Source organism: Solidesulfovibrio carbinoliphilus subsp. oakridgensis (genome assembly GCF_000177215.2).
Taxonomy (GTDB): Bacteria; Desulfobacterota; Desulfovibrionia; order Desulfovibrionales; family Desulfovibrionaceae; genus Solidesulfovibrio; species Solidesulfovibrio carbinoliphilus.
Window position 1 is genome coordinate 3,992,792 of sequence record NZ_CM001368.1, and the last position, 13,888, is coordinate 4,006,679.

At 60.7% G+C, this 13,888-nt stretch carries 24 protein-coding genes and 1 tRNA gene; 13 read left to right on the forward strand and 12 right to left on the reverse strand.

Features of this window, described 5'->3' with window-relative positions; translation table 11 throughout:
- Both DFW101_RS19675 and DFW101_RS17545 read left to right on the forward strand, forming a co-directional pair.
- A complete protein-coding gene (locus tag DFW101_RS19675; protein WP_009182856.1) occupies window positions 1-303 on the forward strand; it encodes a hypothetical protein in 303 nt (100 codons plus the stop codon).
- A gap of 4 nt (window positions 304-307) precedes the next feature.
- Window positions 308-793: a helix-turn-helix domain-containing protein gene (locus tag DFW101_RS17545; RefSeq protein WP_009182857.1), complete on the forward strand. Its 486-nt coding sequence runs from the start codon at window positions 308-310 to the stop codon at window positions 791-793.
- Window positions 794-1,035: 242 nt separating this feature from the next.
- On the opposite strand, the gene DFW101_RS18730 is transcribed toward DFW101_RS17545, so the two are convergent.
- The 12 genes from DFW101_RS18730 to DFW101_RS17605 form a co-directional block, all read right to left on the reverse strand.
- The gene (locus DFW101_RS18730; protein WP_009182859.1) at window positions 1,036-1,551 is read right to left on the reverse strand and encodes a DUF1064 domain-containing protein; all 516 of its coding nucleotides are present in this window, start codon (window positions 1,549-1,551) and stop codon (window positions 1,036-1,038) included.
- A 2-nt stretch (window positions 1,552-1,553) separates the two neighbouring features.
- Window positions 1,554-1,814 carry an HU family DNA-binding protein gene (locus tag DFW101_RS17560; protein WP_009182860.1) on the reverse strand — a complete coding sequence of 87 codons (261 nt, stop codon included), beginning with the start codon at window positions 1,812-1,814 and terminating at the stop codon, window positions 1,554-1,556.
- 18 nt (window positions 1,815-1,832) lie between these two features.
- Window positions 1,833-2,063, reverse strand: coding sequence for a DUF4258 domain-containing protein (locus DFW101_RS17565; protein ID WP_009182861.1), 231 nt, complete (start codon window positions 2,061-2,063; stop codon window positions 1,833-1,835).
- Window positions 2,063-2,344: a hypothetical protein gene (locus DFW101_RS17570; RefSeq protein WP_009182862.1), complete on the reverse strand. Its 282-nt coding sequence runs from the start codon at window positions 2,342-2,344 to the stop codon at window positions 2,063-2,065. The genes DFW101_RS17565 and DFW101_RS17570 overlap by 1 nt, the downstream gene beginning before the upstream one ends.
- 101 nt (window positions 2,345-2,445) lie before the next feature.
- A complete protein-coding gene (locus DFW101_RS17575; protein WP_083838502.1) occupies window positions 2,446-2,934 on the reverse strand; it encodes a single-stranded DNA-binding protein in 489 nt (162 codons plus the stop codon).
- Window positions 2,912-3,505 (reverse strand): hypothetical protein, encoded by a 594-nt coding sequence (locus DFW101_RS19680; protein WP_009182864.1) that lies wholly within the window; start codon window positions 3,503-3,505, stop codon window positions 2,912-2,914. Before DFW101_RS19680 ends, DFW101_RS17575 begins: the two co-directional genes overlap by 23 nt.
- 215 nt (window positions 3,506-3,720) lie before the next feature.
- Window positions 3,721-3,996 carry a hypothetical protein gene (locus tag DFW101_RS17585; protein ID WP_043643045.1) on the reverse strand — a complete coding sequence of 92 codons (276 nt, stop codon included), beginning with the start codon at window positions 3,994-3,996 and terminating at the stop codon, window positions 3,721-3,723.
- Window positions 3,989-5,005, reverse strand: a complete 1,017-nt coding sequence (locus DFW101_RS18735; RefSeq protein ID WP_009182865.1) for a hypothetical protein — start codon at window positions 5,003-5,005, stop codon at window positions 3,989-3,991. Before DFW101_RS18735 ends, DFW101_RS17585 begins: the two co-directional genes overlap by 8 nt.
- Window positions 5,006-5,380 carry a dATP/dGTP diphosphohydrolase domain-containing protein gene (locus tag DFW101_RS17595; RefSeq protein WP_009182866.1) on the reverse strand — a complete coding sequence of 125 codons (375 nt, stop codon included), beginning with the start codon at window positions 5,378-5,380 and terminating at the stop codon, window positions 5,006-5,008.
- Window positions 5,377-5,982, reverse strand: coding sequence for a hypothetical protein (locus DFW101_RS17600; protein WP_157137668.1), 606 nt, complete (start codon window positions 5,980-5,982; stop codon window positions 5,377-5,379). Before DFW101_RS17600 ends, DFW101_RS17595 begins: the two co-directional genes overlap by 4 nt.
- 5 nt (window positions 5,983-5,987) lie before the next feature.
- Window positions 5,988-6,164, reverse strand: coding sequence for a hypothetical protein (locus DFW101_RS19685; RefSeq protein WP_009182868.1), 177 nt, complete (start codon window positions 6,162-6,164; stop codon window positions 5,988-5,990).
- Entirely contained in the window at window positions 6,161-6,679 is a 519-nt protein-coding gene (locus DFW101_RS17605; RefSeq protein WP_157137669.1) for a phage regulatory CII family protein, read from the reverse strand. The genes DFW101_RS19685 and DFW101_RS17605 overlap by 4 nt, the downstream gene beginning before the upstream one ends.
- 62 nt (window positions 6,680-6,741) lie before the next feature.
- On the opposite strand from DFW101_RS17605, the gene DFW101_RS17610 reads away from it, so the two are divergent.
- The 11 genes from DFW101_RS17610 to DFW101_RS17655 all read left to right on the forward strand — a co-directional run bounded on the left by DFW101_RS17610 (window position 6,742) and on the right by DFW101_RS17655 (window position 13,567).
- Window positions 6,742-6,966 (forward strand): hypothetical protein, encoded by a 225-nt coding sequence (locus DFW101_RS17610; RefSeq protein WP_009182870.1) that lies wholly within the window; start codon window positions 6,742-6,744, stop codon window positions 6,964-6,966.
- Window positions 6,956-7,132, forward strand: coding sequence for a hypothetical protein (locus DFW101_RS20085; protein ID WP_009182871.1), 177 nt, complete (start codon window positions 6,956-6,958; stop codon window positions 7,130-7,132). Before DFW101_RS17610 ends, DFW101_RS20085 begins: the two co-directional genes overlap by 11 nt.
- Before the next feature lie 580 nt (window positions 7,133-7,712).
- A complete protein-coding gene (locus DFW101_RS17615; RefSeq protein ID WP_009182874.1) occupies window positions 7,713-8,438 on the forward strand; it encodes a LexA family transcriptional regulator in 726 nt (241 codons plus the stop codon).
- A 339-nt stretch (window positions 8,439-8,777) separates the two neighbouring features.
- Entirely contained in the window at window positions 8,778-8,990 is a 213-nt protein-coding gene (locus DFW101_RS19690) for a hypothetical protein (RefSeq protein WP_157137670.1), read from the forward strand.
- 141 nt (window positions 8,991-9,131) lie between these two features.
- Window positions 9,132-9,557, forward strand: a complete 426-nt coding sequence (locus DFW101_RS17620; protein ID WP_009182876.1) for a nucleoside 2-deoxyribosyltransferase — start codon at window positions 9,132-9,134, stop codon at window positions 9,555-9,557.
- Window positions 9,558-10,081: 524 nt separating this feature from the next.
- Window positions 10,082-10,879, forward strand: coding sequence for an antA/AntB antirepressor family protein (locus DFW101_RS18740; RefSeq protein ID WP_009182877.1), 798 nt, complete (start codon window positions 10,082-10,084; stop codon window positions 10,877-10,879).
- 60 nt (window positions 10,880-10,939) lie between these two features.
- Window positions 10,940-11,016 (forward strand) — tRNA-Pro (locus DFW101_RS17635).
- 1,109 nt (window positions 11,017-12,125) lie between these two features.
- A complete protein-coding gene (locus DFW101_RS19695; protein WP_009182879.1) occupies window positions 12,126-12,284 on the forward strand; it encodes a hypothetical protein in 159 nt (52 codons plus the stop codon).
- A 2-nt stretch (window positions 12,285-12,286) separates the two neighbouring features.
- Window positions 12,287-12,661, forward strand: coding sequence for a hypothetical protein (locus tag DFW101_RS17645; RefSeq protein ID WP_009182880.1), 375 nt, complete (start codon window positions 12,287-12,289; stop codon window positions 12,659-12,661).
- Window positions 12,648-13,004, forward strand: coding sequence for a hypothetical protein (locus DFW101_RS17650; RefSeq protein WP_009182881.1), 357 nt, complete (start codon window positions 12,648-12,650; stop codon window positions 13,002-13,004). Before DFW101_RS17645 ends, DFW101_RS17650 begins: the two co-directional genes overlap by 14 nt.
- Window positions 13,001-13,567 (forward strand): hypothetical protein, encoded by a 567-nt coding sequence (locus tag DFW101_RS17655; protein ID WP_009182882.1) that lies wholly within the window; start codon window positions 13,001-13,003, stop codon window positions 13,565-13,567. The genes DFW101_RS17650 and DFW101_RS17655 overlap by 4 nt, the downstream gene beginning before the upstream one ends.
- Window positions 13,568-13,888 lie beyond the last annotated feature (321 nt).

The following is a 13,888-nucleotide window of genomic DNA, read 5'->3' on the forward strand; positions in this document are numbered from 1 at the left end:
ATGTTACACGAGATTGATGGATATGAATTGATTCCGGATAGCTGGGGCCACGCCGACAAAATAAACAACATCCTCATTGCGAACAACATAAAAAATAAGGCTATTCAAGTTTGTGCTAGATATAATTACACCACAGTTTATTGGATGTGGGTCACGTTTGGCGACCACCATTTTATTCGAGAGGCCATCGACAAGGCAGTTAATGCGCTGCAAGAGAAATTCGGTCCTGGGTTGCCCGTACACAACAATTACGAACTAGCCAAAACCCTTGTCCCCTCCAACGCTCAACCCCCTCAGAGGTAATATCATGACCCGCGCACAAGCCTTCGGAAAAATTTACGCCATCATCGAAAAAATCACCGCCGGCCGCGTCAAAAACGCCGAAGCATTCTTCCCGGCCCCGGCTATATTCCTGGGCACCTACGCCCGGCAGTACATGGAGGCGGGAGAGCCCGGACTTGACCTCTGGGGCGAGGCCATGGAGGCCCTGGAGGCCAGCGATTTAACCAAGCCCCTCCTCCTGGCCGAGCAAGGTGATTTTTGGATCGGGTACTATGCCGCCAAGCACGCGTTGCGCCTGCCCGGGAAGAGCCTGAGCACCAAGGAGACGGCAAAAATCCTCGGCATCGACGCTGCCACGGTCAGGCAGCAACTCGCGGCCGGGCGGTTCCCCGGGGCGACGAAATTCGGGCGGGACTGGCAAATCCCGTCCGGAGCCGTGGCCGAGTACCGGACGAAAAGCGCGAGGCAGGGGACGGTGGACGATGTTGACAGGGACGTGCCTGCCGAGTAGCAACGCCCCGCTTCGGCGGGGCTTCTTTTTACTGCCTCACCCTGCGCCCCTGCTGCTCCACCCGCCGCTGCTTGGCCCACTCCACAAGCTCGTCATACACGGCTCGCCAGACCCCGTCCTCCTTCCAGGCCGGCAACCCCCCGTGCGCGACCAAGGCCGGGATGGTCTCCCGGCCGTAGCCTATCTCCTCGCTGATTCGCTTGGCACTTTTGACAATTACCGGCATACACTCCCCCGTCCGGCTACGCCGGCACCTGCTTGATTGTCCACTTTCCGCCCTTCCACTGCGCCCACGTAAACCGCACCTCCGGGAACCGCTGCGCCGCCCACTTGACCTTGATGCGGCTGTCTTCCCACACCATTTTGCCCTTGACCTCATGCACCTCGGTCAGCCCGTTGGCGAGGACCACCCACCAGTCCGGCGTGTACCGGCAATCCCGGGCCAACTCGAACGTCTTCCCCTCGAACTCGCACCCCACAATCTCCCCGGTCAGGATGCGCGGGAGGAGGTAGGTCTCGTGGTAGCGGCGCTCGGTCAGGTTCGGCGTACCCCTGGCGACCGTCGTTTTGCCCGATTCCTGCCCCGTGGCTGCGTTTTTGGGGGTGGACCCGATACGTTGTCCATTTTCGACTCCACCCCCACCTAAAACGGGCGATTTGACGGGATGCGCGTTTGCTGCCCTGGTCATCCGTTCGTGCCAGCGGGCAAAGCCGCCGGCCGCGTGGATCTCGGAGACGGAAACGCGCACCCCGGGCATGGCTAGTCCACCTCGAACGCGGCCTTGAACTTGATCCTGACCCCGGCCGGGATCGTGAGCGGCTCCCCGGTTCTGGGGTTGCGGCCCTGGCGTTCCTTGGTGGCCACCGGCGTGAACGTGCCGAGGCACGGGAATTTGACGGACTCACCGGCCCGCATGGTGGCCTCGACCATCTGCCCGGCCAGGGCGAGACAGTTTTTCGCGGCGTCCTGGGTCATGCCGGATTCCGTGGCAAAGCGTTTGATAAATTCGGTCTGGGTCATGGTCTTCCTCCTGCCGGCTCACGCCGGGCTAATGTTGTTTTCGTCGTGCCTGTCCGTCACGTCGTAAGCAGTGACCACCGTCAAAGACTGCGTGTTGACGACAAAGCAGAACCCGTTCCAGGCGTAACGCACCGTCTTGTGGTCCATGTGCGTTTTCTTGCCACACACCACGGCGATTTCGGCCAAATGCAACGAGATATTACGCTGGTTCATGCGCTTAATCGCGTGGTCGGTGTAGCGGAGGGACATTACGCCACCAGTCCGCCGGCTTTTATTGCCTCGCAAACCTCGTCCCTGGCATCCACGACGGCCACGATGAGGTCGCGCATCGTCTCCACGTTCTCTCGGTCAGCCCGCAGGTTGTCGCCCATCATGCGTTCCAGGACAGCCTTGGCCGCACCTTCCAGCGTGGCGAAATAGGCGTGATCCGACTCGTATTCTTCGCCGGCCTTCTTCGAGACACGCACACGGGAAATTTGATACCCCGGGTCTGTGTAGTCGATCCTGTGGTTTCCGATCCTGACTGGCATGGCTCTAATTCCTCTCAGGAGGCTTGTGGCTGGACGTTTGCGGGGTCACCCTATGTCCAGGCCGTTTTTTGTGGAAAAGCGAAGCAGCGGCCGCTACAGGGCTAAAACGGCACGTCCGACATTTCGCCCCCCGGCATCGCGTCCATGCCGCTGGCCTCGCTCGGGAATCCCTGCCGCCCCGCGCCCTGATTCCCCCTGGCCGGCTGGCGGTCCTGGGGCTGGTCGTCCTTGTCCGGCCAGTCGATGGGCGTCACGCCCATGCCCGGAGAGTTGACCAGGACCTCCGTCTGGTAGTGCTTCTGGCCGTCTTTCTCCCAGGTGCGCGTGGCCAGTTTCCCCGCGACGTAGATACGAGTCCCTTTACGCAGCCACTTTTCGCAAAATTCGGCCTGCTTATCGAAAGCCTTGACCCGCACCCACTCGCATTTTTCGACCTTGTTCCCCTCGCGGTCCTTGTACGATTCGTCCACAGCAACGCTGATCTCCATGACCGGCGTGCCGCTTTGCAAGTAGGTCATCTTGAGACTACCAATACGTCCTATACACTCATAACGGTTTAAAGACACCTTAGATTTCCCTCCATATTTCATTGTTTATTATTTTATAAATATATCCAATTCCAATATTAAAAATGCTAGATATCTCCACGCAAGACAATCCACTCTCCCTGGACTTCCTTATTGCTCTGGCTATATCAATGTTTAATCTTAGTGATTTTTTATTCCTAGCATTTACCGTTGGACTTACCCACCTGCAATTAAATGGCGAATAGTTCCCATCGCCGTCTATTCTGTCAAGCTGTAATCCCTCGTTATAACCGCTCGACATTGCCCATTTCTTAAAGACATCGAAGTCATGCCATTCCGGGCACACCGTTACTCCTCTCCCTCCATATCTTGGCCAGCTTTTGTGAGATTTATTGAGACATCGTGCTTTCATTGATCTCCAAACGGCATACACCCTCGTGTCGCTATCGCCATGCTTGGTATGGGCAGAAGATATAAATTCACCCCTCTTGCAGCCGCATGATAATTGTCTTTTGCCTGTAGATATATCTGTCTCGACTACATTTTTGCAAAAATCACACTGGAAAAGGCCATAATAAATCCACCTTTTCCCAGAAGATGTTTTTTTAGAACGCGTACGCTTGATAAGTTTCATTTTTTATCTTCCCACTCGGCCGATGCACTCGTAGCGATTCAGGTCTGCCATCTATCTCCCCTCCCGCCACCAGCGGCGGCATCGTTCGGTCCATTTGCATTCCGCCACCTGTGCCAGTGGCTTGGCCTTACCCGCCTTCCCGTCCCAGTAGACCGACCCATGGCACAGGCCACCTGTGGCGCAAGGGATGGTGGGGACTTTGTCGCAAGGCTTGGTCACTGGAGCCTCTTGCCCCGACACAGAGCGTCAAGGATGCGCCGAGCCCCAGCGATGTTTCTTTCCGCCTGTTCGTCCTCGGGAGTATCCCACGCAGGCAGCGCGACCATTTCATGGCAAGGCGTGGCTTCGGCCAAAACCTTATCCGCCGCCATCAAATCGGCCGTAGTCGGCAGAAAGCTGGAAAGCTTGCGATGCTTGCGGCAGGCCAGGGCAAACCGTTCCGACGTCCACCGCTCCTCCACGAGATCGTCATGCAGAGCAGCGCTAAGCACGGCCAGTTCCTCCCGTGACTTCTGGCAGGAGTTCGCCAGCCGCAGGTTGAAAAACTGCATCGCCTGCCACACGTCTTGCTTCGTCAACGCTTCCATTCCCGCCCCCTGTCATGCCCATGGCCTGCATAAGCTCGATTGCCGTTTTCTTGCTCTCCTCGCGCCGATGGTCCTGGTACGTCCGGGGTTGCGCCTGCCCGGGGCTGGCCCGGGCCGCCATGTTCCCGCCCTTGTTCTGGTCACGATCAAGCCAGCTTGTAATAAAACGCTTGATGCCCTTGGCCGTCTTGAGGCGCTTAGAATCAGCCGAGAGCCAGCCCTTCATGCTGCGCAAGGCCTGCAACACGTCCACGGCCGGATAGAGGGGGGAAAGCTCGTCCACGTAGTCCTGGCGGACCTCGAAGACCTTCGGTTTGCCGTAGGCGTCTTTGCCTGCAAGGGGTAAAGTCCCAACCAACTTCGGCAACTCGGCTGGTGGCTGGCCGGAAGGTGGCTCGGCCACCTCCGGGCAAGAACCTGACCGAAGGGAAGGTTCCTCTTCTGGTCGGTTGGTAGGTAGGTAGGTAGGGGCATTCCTGTCGGCATGCTGGTCGCATGCTGCCGGCATGCTCGGAGCATCTGCTTTGCATCCGGAGGGCTTTGCCGGATTCTTCCCCCACCTGGCTTCGGCCGCGTTTTTGGCCTGTTGGCTCCTCTTCGGGGCCTCGATGACGAACGGCTGGTGGTCCTCCCAGTCATGGAGCCGGTAGACGCCATCCTCGCCCTGGTCGAGGAAACCACTCTCCATCATGGCCGAAATGAACTTTTCGGGGTCATCCTCCCACCCGGCTTCCAGGGCTACGTCCATGGCGTCCATGCCGGCCAGGACTCCGTCCGGGTGGTTGGTAGCCGTATTGATCCACAGGTCAATCAGGTAGTCCGTGGAGCCGGCCCCGAGGAGCATCCGCAGCTTTCGGCGCTTGCGATGGCCCTTGAAGCTGACCGCGATGCGAATGTCCGTGTTCGTGTTCACCTACGGCAACCTCCACCCCTGTGACGGGGCCATGCTCGGCCGATCATCAAACCCGTCCATGCCCCGCAGCCGGTAGGCCAACAGCGTGAGACAGTTCCAGGCGGCGTGGGCAAGGTGGTGGATTCCGTCGTCCGGGTCATTCTCCTCGCCGCGCCAGAAGGCCCACAGGTGGCGCATAAGGGCCGCGAAGATGCGACCGAAGGAAATGCCCTTGGCCCAATTATTGTCGCCGTAGCGGGCTGCTCCGACCGAATACACGCGCACCAGCTCTCCCAGGGCGTCAGGGGGCACGAGGTCGTAGCGGAGCTTGCCGGAGTCGTCCTTCCGGCCCTCGGTCCTGGCCAGAGCGGTGATGTGGGGGGATTCGGTGGTCATGACGCGGCCCCTTGTCCATGATCCCGCAAAAACGCCCGCAACTCATCCGTCACCAGCAAGCGCCACCCGCCATTTCGCCGCGCCCTCGGCAGTCCGGCCTCCCGGATGAGCCGGGCCAGAGCCGGCACGCCAGATAGATTGACGACGCGCGGGACGGCGTTGATGGCGACGACCAATTTGGACAGGGGGATCGACTCCAGGTCCGGGCGCTGGTCCAGCATCCGAGTCACGACGATAGCGAGCCCGGTGGATCGCGGCAGGGTGCCCGGGGGAGGGACGCGCTTGACCGGCTTGGCGAGGAGCTTGACTACCCGGGCCTCGATCGTGCGGACCTCCTCCAGGACCGCGCGCAAGTCTGGCCGGCGCATGTCCTCAAGCCGGCCCATGGAGCATCCGCCGTCGCGTGTGCACGTCTTGTCCCCGGCCCGGAACATCGCCACGCACTCGGCAGGAGAGACCCGTCCCATGCCCCGGCAACAGTCCGCGGCAAGGCCCCTGGCCCGGCGTGAGGCCTGTGCCTCGGCTTTCGCGCCGGCCCGGTTGAGCGTGCGGGTGGTCTCCATGGGCTTGTAGGGGTCCGAGGTCCCGAACGTGACGCTCATGTCCATTACCGCACCCTCCGCGCCATCTGGTCGGCCATCCGGCGCTGCTGCTCGTTGAGGATTTCCGTCCCACGCCGGCAGGACAGGCAGGGGATGGAGTCGCACAGGATGGCTTCCCGGCAGTGGGCGTGCAGGCCGGGTCCGGCGGGGGCGTAAGGGCAGGTGGTGGGGTGGGTGGTCATATATTCTGCTCCGAAACTTCCGTTTCGCACGTGCAGACCGTCTTGCTGACCCACTTCCCGGCTGTAAAAATCTGCCCTGCAATGGGCTCCAGGTTCGCCATCAGCTTGTCGCTGGATTCCCGGACGCTTCGAGCCCGCTTCATCATCACGTTGGCCTCGCTGGCGTTGATCTTCCCGTCCGCCAGGGCCTCGCCGGTCGCATGGGAAAGCTCCCCAAATGCAGCCGAGAGGGAGCAGAACTGCGAGGGGATGGACCTGTGCCCGCCCGAGGTGGCCGTTGCCGGCTCCAGCTGCGCCAGCATCCAATCCAGGAGGAAGCGGTTGCCGAGCGCGTTGCAGATAGCCACCACTTCCAGGATGTCGGGCAAGCGGTCCTGGTGTTCGGCAAAAAGCTTTTTCGCCACGGACTCGTGAATTTCCATCCGCACGGCGATTTGTTTGAGTGTCAGCCCGGAAAGCAATTTCGCTTGCTGGATTGCGGCCCCGACCGGCATCACTTTCAGGTCAAGTTCCATAATAAACCCCGCCATTCCCTTTAGTTCCTTGAGGTTGCAACGCACTCGGCTATGGTTTGAGCATGCAAACCCTGAATGTATCCGTCGAAAAGGACGCCGCCGGCCTGCTCGTCACCATTGTGTGCGTTGACCGAGCGGCCGCCCATTTCAGGCGCTTCCGCCGGCCGACCGGGACCAGCCGGGCGGAGATCGTCCGCGAGGCCGAACGGATGGCCCTGGAGCGATGGCCTGGCGGAATCATGTGGCGGCTGGCTCTGCCCCTGGGAGACTGCGGCCATGTCGAATGACCGGTGCGGCCAGTGCGCCGAGTGGGGCAGCGTGTACCAGGGCCGCCGGGACATAGACGGCACATGGCTCAAGTGCTGCTTGGCCGCCTGCCGGATCGTCCGGGAGGATGAGGAGGCGTGCGACAAGTTCACGCCCGCCCCCGCCCGGAAAGTCCCGCGAGGATGAGGCCGAAAACGACGCCCGCCCAAAAAACACAGAGGCAGAACGCGGCCATGAGCCAGCCGTTCGGAGCGCAGACGGGTTCCATCACGCCCCCACTCCCTCTTCCTCTTCCGTCCGCCGCATCCCCGGGTACGGGTCCGGACACCGGCTGTGGACGTCCACGAAATCGCGGTAGGCGGGGCTGTCCAGGGCCGCGCCGACAAGAGGAACGCCGCAGGACGTGCAGGTGGTCGTCAGGGTGCGGGCGTCATGGACTAGGTTTCGATGGAGAGCGGGGGCGGGGGAGTCGGGGGCTGGGGCCGGGCGGCGGTCACCGTAGAGAAAGGGCCAAAGCTTTTTGATTGTCCGATAGCTCGGGCTGGCCGAAGGCTCATTTAGAAGCCGCCAGATGGTGGCCTGAGGGATACCAGTCCGACGGGCTATTTCTGAATCAGAAATCCCGGATACCTTGACGGCTCGGAGGTCATTTATGATGTCCATGCGGCCCTTCTACCCATTAACGGGTAACATGTCCACATCAATTTGCCAAACTTGGGTACGACAAGAAAAGAGGCTTCCGATAGGTAGGGACAGGAGGCCGTCTATGCCGTTTCTTGACGAAATCCAGGCCCTTTTGGACAGATATAGAGGGAACCAGTCTGAGCTTGTCAGGCTGACCGGGGTCCCACAATCCACGCTCAACCGACTGTTTAAGGGGACTGGATCGCCAAAAGCGGATATCTTGGCGAAAATCTTGGACGCCGTTGGGGCAAAGCTGGTTTTGCCAGGAGAGCGGCCGGAGACCACCCGGGACGTCTGCTGGGTAGACGCCAAAATCGTCTCGGCCGGCGACGGACAACCCTTGCCCCCTTCGGAAAACTACTTCGCCGTTCCTCTCGTGGGTGAGGCGGGGGCCGGACCGGGCGTCATGTCGGATGACGTGATCAAGTCGTGGGTCCTGGTCTATCGCCACCAACACGCGGTCAGATTGAAATCGAATTTGCTGGCCGTGGAAATTGGCCAGGGAAGTACGTCCATGGAACCCCTGCTACACCCTGGCGACATCGTTTTGTGCGACCGGGACGACTTCAAGCCGACCAAGCCAGGCGGGATATTCCTGGTCAGAGAGCCGGGACAGCACGGCGGGGCCAAGATCAAGCGGGTTTCCATCAAGCCCGTTGACCATGACCTGCTCATCACGTTCTACAGCCAGGACACCGTGAATAGTCCGCCGGAGACGTTCAGCTTGAGGGGAGACTACAACGACAACATCACTGAGGCCATCATCGGACGATGCGTTTGGGCTTGGCAAGATATTACGGGGAAGTGAATATGAATCAATTTCAAGAGAAAGTATCAGAGGCGTTGAATAGTAAAAACGCCCTTCTTCCCTGCCCAAGGTGCGGGCACGATCAATTTTCAGTTCTAGACAGAGAGGCATATATACCACTGACAAAGAAAAAGTCCGAAAAGAAAAGCCCCATACATTTTGCCATTCCAATTATAGCGGTTGTTTGTGAGAATTGTGGATATTTGGCGATGCACTCTACGTTAGCCCTGGGGGTCCAAGACGATGGGTAAGGTTTTGGGCGATGGGAGCCGTTTTGCTTTGGCCGGCCAAGGAGGTAGCGGCCTTGACTCCTCGGGCGGAGGTGATAATTCTGGGGGTATGGAAGCCAGAATTACCCGCCTGGAAACTTTGGCCGAAGTCACCGAAAAGGCCCTTACTGACATAAGGGGTGATCTCCTGGAAATTCGGCAAGATACGAAAGAAATACGAAAAGATCTTGGCAACGCCAAAATCTGGGCCTTGATTCTTTTTGGCGCAGGGTGGGTTAGCCTCGTGGGCATTGTGGCCAGAGGATTTGGCTGGCTAAAATAGTTCGCACCCGAAAGGGTGTCTAAGTCCTTGGGGTTCGTCCGCAAGGCCGCCACGCACCGGGTTTGCTGCCCAGCGCGGCGTCAGTAAGGCCCGCCCCGCGCGGGCCTTTTCTTTTCCTGACCAACCAGCTATCAAATTGACATGAAGCACCACATCTACCTCGCCGGCCCCCTGTTCACCCATGCGGAGCGAGCCTACCTCTCCGCCCTCCGCGACCGCCTGCGTCAGAATGTCCCCGCCGTCGTGACGTGGCCGGGCGACCTATTCGATGATGCCCATCTTGCCTCTCTCGGACCAAAGGCCAAGGAACACATTTTTCAGCGGTGCCGCGATGCGATCCATGAGGCTTCCCACATGATAGCCCTCTTGGACGGCCCTCAAGTGGACGACGGCACGGCCTGGGAGATCGGCTACGCCTATGCCAAGGGTATCCCCATAATAGGGCTCCGGACCGACTTTCGGCAGGCAGGGGACACGCCCACCTCCCTGGCCAACGCCATGATCGAGTGCAGCTGCGTGCATATCTACCGATCCGCCGACGATCTGCTGACCGCCCTGACCGGGTAGCCGATCAGCCGACCACGCCCCTCGCCCCGCTTGGCTCTAGCCCGGCGGGGATTTTTTTTGGATTTAATACCCATATTCGGGTATTAATTTCTTGCATTGCTACCCAAGTTTGGTTAGATTCCATCTCAACGAACGCCACCCCAACCCCCAACCCGCTGCGGCCCCGGCCCAGCGCCAGTACGGGGCGGGCGGCGGGACGAGAGAGCCGACCAGCGACCAGAAGCAGCCCTGAAGGATAAGCCCCGCGAGGGGAACCCGGGAACGGGAAAATCCACGGCACAGCCGGAACAATGCAGGGGTTGGGAAGCGGAAGGCGGACGAGGCGGCCAGGGCGCGGCCCGGCAACTTGTAAGAAAAACTTTAACGTTCACCGATCTTTGAAAATTGACGCCTTCAGCGGTCAGCCGGAACCACCCCGGGGAGACTAGAGGCGATGTAACAACCAACACCGGGGCGACCGTCAAACGTCGCCCTCGGGACTGACCTCGCGCATGGTGCGGGGTTTGACCGAGGAGGTGGGTATCATGACCGATTTCCCAAAGATTGATTTCGACGCGCTGTGCCCCACCAGCAAGGCTGAATTGGGGAACAGGATGATTCAGACCGTCAACGCCCGCGACCTGCACAGGGCGCTGGAGGTGGGCCGGGATTTCTCGAACTGGATCAAGGATCGGATCGAGGAGTACGGGTTTGTTGAGAACCAGGACTACGTGAGGTTTACGCCAAAACTGGCGAAAACCTCCCAGGGCGGCCGGCCGCCCATCGACTACCACGTCACCTTCGACATGGCCAAAGAGCTGGGCATGGTCGAGCGGACGCCAGTCGGCCGAGCGATACGCCTCTACTTCATCCGCAAAGAGGAGGAGGCACGCAGCCGGTTCGTTGACGATCACGTCCAAGCCAAGCTGGCGCTTTACCTCGCTGAGGAAATCCGCCCCTGGCAGAAGGTATTCCCTGACCAGCTTTGGCAGGAGTTCGCCCGCCTGACCGGCCACGAACTGAAAGGCAGTCAGCGCCCCATGTATTGGGGAAACCTCGTCAACGAATTCATTTACGGTTTCCTTGATGAGGACGTGAAGAACTGGCTCAAGGAGAACGCCAGATCGAGCCGCTACAAGCGTTTTCACCAGCGCTTCAATGAAGACTTTGGCCTGCACCGCCTTGTTTCCCACATTGGCGTCGTCGTTGGAACGGCTAGGAACAGTTTTTCCATTTCTGACCTTCGCAACAGACTTGAACTCCAGTTTAGCAATAAGCCGGCGCAACTCTCTTTTTTCATCCCGCTGCCGGCCGCACAACAGAGCAGCAAGGGCGCAAACTAGTTCGCAACCTCCCAGGGGCCGCGCTCGTGGCCCCCACGGAGCTTTCGAGCCCCAATTTCCCCGTCAGTAGCGCAGCTTGGTAGCGCACTCGCCTTGGGCGCGAGGGGCCAGAGGTTCAAATCCTCTCTGGCGGACCAAATCTCCACAAGCTTCCAAACAAGCCACGCCGCGCCAGGGTTAGCGCGGCCTTGGAGATGGAGCGAAGCAATAAGACCTCCGCCGAGCTGCTTGGCCAACAGTAAGCCGGCATGTCTCGCTCCATCCCCCCCTGGCTGCGAATTGAAAGGGCGCAGTCAGGTTGTTGGACCATCGCTACCCGGCACGTCACGCCGGGACCGCAGTTATGGGCGGTTGGCTAGGGCACACGTCACCGTCCACGCACGGACGGGCCTCCCGGGGAGGCTGGCAGAGGCGCACGTCATCCCGCGCCCGGTAAACGCAGAAAGGAGAATCCTCGCAGCCGGGCGCAGGGATGGGGTCAGAGGTGAGGGAGTGGGTTTTGCCGCCCTCTCACCCCTGGCCGAGAGGTGACGCTCAGACCAGGAATCAGCACCAAACGTCGCCCGGCGCGTCAGCCCGGGGCCACGTGGCCGTGGTCGGCAGAGGAGGCCCGAACCCTGGCGGTCGTATGCCCGACAAAAGGAAGTCATCCGTTTTGCGGCTGCCGGGGAGAGGGAGTCGAGGTTGGGAGGGATGGCGATGAACGGCGGGTTTCGCGCACAGCGTGGCCGCCATGCGGGACCGTCAAGAGCGGCAGGGGATTCCCCGAAGGCCGATTGCGTGGCCGAGATCGTTCCGCCATCCCTTCCAGCCCCGAATTTCCACCAACCGGCCACGTGTCCGCGTCAGGCGGGCGATGGGGCCGAGGTGGCAACCACAACCGGGCCGTTCGGACCAACGGGCGGCCCAACGAAGGACAGCGATGAGCAAGCAAAGCGAAGCGAAAGAACAACAGGGGTACGAACCGAAGCCGAGGCCGGCCACGTGCAGGACGTGCGCGCACTACAAGTCGGACATTACCGAGGAGAAGGGCGCGTTCGGCGGCACGTGGGTCAAAGAGACAAACTGCCGGTGCTCCATCGGTGGCTTTGCGGTCAAGAAGGCCGCCCGTTGCAAACTCCACGAGTACAGAATCGAAGCATAGTAACCAACCCCCACGGAGGCCCACCATGACCGCCACCCGCCGCCGCGCCAAGACCCGCAGCAACCGCCAGCGCGCCCGCCGTAGGGCAAGGAGGATGACGCGATGCGCATGACCGACTTTTGGCACGCCCTCCGTGGGCTGGCCGCAATCGCCGCCATCGTGTGCGCCCTGATTGCTGCGGCGGCTTGGGACAAGCCGAGTCTGGAGGCGCAGTGGGCGCTGCGGGGGGTAAAAATTTTGGCCGGGGGAATAGGGAGGTAGCCATGTCCAAGATCGCACACAAGCAGTGCTGGCAGTGTTCCAGGGTGGTCATGAGGCCCGGCAGCGAAAACGCCCTTTGTCCGGCCCTACTGGAGTCCCTGATTGGCGACGCCAAGACGCACCCCATGATGTTGACCATCGGCATCCCGGTCAATCCCAATGCGGACGTGACGGACTATCCCTGCGACTTCGACCTGACCATGGCCGCTTTCCGGGAACTACGGGGACAAGACTTCGTGGTGCCCTACGCGCCCATCGAAATGTACGAGCGCATGGCCCGGGAAGACGGGGAGCCGGACGACGGCGACGAAACCACCGGCAAGCCGCACATGCCGCCGGCACAAAAGGATTGGGAGGGGCATTATGGGCTGCGGTAAGGCGACGAAGGGGCCGTGGAGCGTTGCCAAATTTGACGGGAATACCGTTGTCCAGGCCGAGCCAGTTTTGGCGCACGGATTCCCCGGAAAGGTCAGTTGGAACATTGCAATCGTGATGGGAACGCCGGGGGGCCGCGACAAACAAGCAAACGCCCGGATGATGGCGGCCGCGCCTGACCTTCTGGCGGCCCTGGAGGCGGTGGAGTGGCAGGGGTCCATGTTCAAGGATCTGGAAGGCAAGCCCTACACCACATGTCCAGCCTGCCGGCGGGCCAAAGTCGAAGGCCATGCGCCCGGCTGCCTCATCGGCAACGCGCTGGCGAAGGCCAGGGGGGAGGTATGAGCCAACCAATCGAACATTGTTGCGTCTGCGACAACCCGACCGGGCGCGCCGGCATAGGCGAGGACAGCCTTTACGTGGGCGACGACGGGCCGTTTTGCGAAAGCTGTTTCGCGGAGGCCGAGCACCACAGGTCAACGGTGCAGCGGTTGAAGGCGGCGGAGGCCGAGCGTGACCAGTGGGAACGCCTCTACAACGATGCCGCCCAATGCAGAGACGCCGTTATCAAGGAGAGGACGGAGTTTAAGGCCCGCGCCGAAGCGGCGGAGGACCAGCTTGCAATCGTTTTCGGTCTTGCTGCTGACGCTGAAGTCGGGGCCTGCGGCGTTGATTGGGCCTTAAAAAACATCCGCAAGGTTTCGTTTGGGGACACCACGGCGCCTCATCCCGGTCGAGACTGGCGCAAGCGCGCCGAAGCGGCAGAGGCCGAGGTCGGCAGGCTGACGGGGGAGAGGGACGCCGCCGTTGCAGCGAAAGAGGCGGCGGCGGATGGGCTGGTTACGTGTCTCCGCGCCATCCTCGCCGGCCACGCCCCCGCGCCTGAAACGGAAAAAGACCATGGGTGACTCGCCAAATCTTGTACCTTGCCACTGGTGCAAGAGTCCAAAAATCAAATTCACTCCACCAGATGGACTTGCTTGGTATTGTACCGGCCTCGTTCAATGCCAGGATTGCGGGAGTGGAGTCGTAGCAAGGGATGCCGTCACGGCATGGAATTCCTTGCACGAGACACCTCCCGCGCCTACCGCCCCCACCGACGCCGCGACGGGCGGGAAGAGGGAGCGGCGGCTGGAGGAGGCGTTGAAAGGATTGGTCGCTATCCTTTCCATGCCAATCCCTGTCAATCCGACGATCTGGTGGTCCACGCTTAACGACCACGTAGTCAT

Coding starts and splice junctions, on each gene's coding strand:
- DFW101_RS19675 (WP_009182856.1), top strand. CDS start 1: ATGTTACACGAGATTGATGGATATGAATTGATTCCGGATAGCTGGGGC.
- DFW101_RS17650 (WP_009182881.1), top strand. CDS start 12,648: ATGGGCTGCGGTAAGGCGACGAAGGGGCCGTGGAGCGTTGCCAAATTT.
- DFW101_RS17645 (WP_009182880.1), top strand. CDS start 12,287: ATGTCCAAGATCGCACACAAGCAGTGCTGGCAGTGTTCCAGGGTGGTC.
- DFW101_RS17595 (WP_009182866.1), bottom strand. CDS start 5,380: ATGACCACCGAATCCCCCCACATCACCGCTCTGGCCAGGACCGAGGGC.
- DFW101_RS17605 (WP_157137669.1), bottom strand. CDS start 6,679: ATGGAACTTGACCTGAAAGTGATGCCGGTCGGGGCCGCAATCCAGCAA.
- DFW101_RS17655 (WP_009182882.1), top strand. CDS start 13,001: ATGAGCCAACCAATCGAACATTGTTGCGTCTGCGACAACCCGACCGGG.
- DFW101_RS17620 (WP_009182876.1), top strand. CDS start 9,132: ATGAAGCACCACATCTACCTCGCCGGCCCCCTGTTCACCCATGCGGAG.
- DFW101_RS17545 (WP_009182857.1), top strand. CDS start 308: ATGACCCGCGCACAAGCCTTCGGAAAAATTTACGCCATCATCGAAAAA.
- DFW101_RS17575 (WP_083838502.1), bottom strand. CDS start 2,934: ATGAAATATGGAGGGAAATCTAAGGTGTCTTTAAACCGTTATGAGTGT.
- DFW101_RS18740 (WP_009182877.1), top strand. CDS start 10,082: ATGACCGATTTCCCAAAGATTGATTTCGACGCGCTGTGCCCCACCAGC.
- DFW101_RS18730 (WP_009182859.1), bottom strand. CDS start 1,551: ATGCCCGGGGTGCGCGTTTCCGTCTCCGAGATCCACGCGGCCGGCGGC.
- DFW101_RS19680 (WP_009182864.1), bottom strand. CDS start 3,505: ATGAAACTTATCAAGCGTACGCGTTCTAAAAAAACATCTTCTGGGAAA.
- DFW101_RS19695 (WP_009182879.1), top strand. CDS start 12,126: ATGCGCATGACCGACTTTTGGCACGCCCTCCGTGGGCTGGCCGCAATC.
- DFW101_RS17565 (WP_009182861.1), bottom strand. CDS start 2,063: ATGTCCCTCCGCTACACCGACCACGCGATTAAGCGCATGAACCAGCGT.
- DFW101_RS17560 (WP_009182860.1), bottom strand. CDS start 1,814: ATGACCCAGACCGAATTTATCAAACGCTTTGCCACGGAATCCGGCATG.
- DFW101_RS19690 (WP_157137670.1), top strand. CDS start 8,778: ATGGAAGCCAGAATTACCCGCCTGGAAACTTTGGCCGAAGTCACCGAA.
- DFW101_RS17570 (WP_009182862.1), bottom strand. CDS start 2,344: ATGCCAGTCAGGATCGGAAACCACAGGATCGACTACACAGACCCGGGG.
- DFW101_RS17600 (WP_157137668.1), bottom strand. CDS start 5,982: ATGAGCGTCACGTTCGGGACCTCGGACCCCTACAAGCCCATGGAGACC.
- DFW101_RS17610 (WP_009182870.1), top strand. CDS start 6,742: ATGCAAACCCTGAATGTATCCGTCGAAAAGGACGCCGCCGGCCTGCTC.
- DFW101_RS17615 (WP_009182874.1), top strand. CDS start 7,713: ATGCCGTTTCTTGACGAAATCCAGGCCCTTTTGGACAGATATAGAGGG.
- DFW101_RS19685 (WP_009182868.1), bottom strand. CDS start 6,164: ATGACCACCCACCCCACCACCTGCCCTTACGCCCCCGCCGGACCCGGC.
- DFW101_RS20085 (WP_009182871.1), top strand. CDS start 6,956: ATGTCGAATGACCGGTGCGGCCAGTGCGCCGAGTGGGGCAGCGTGTAC.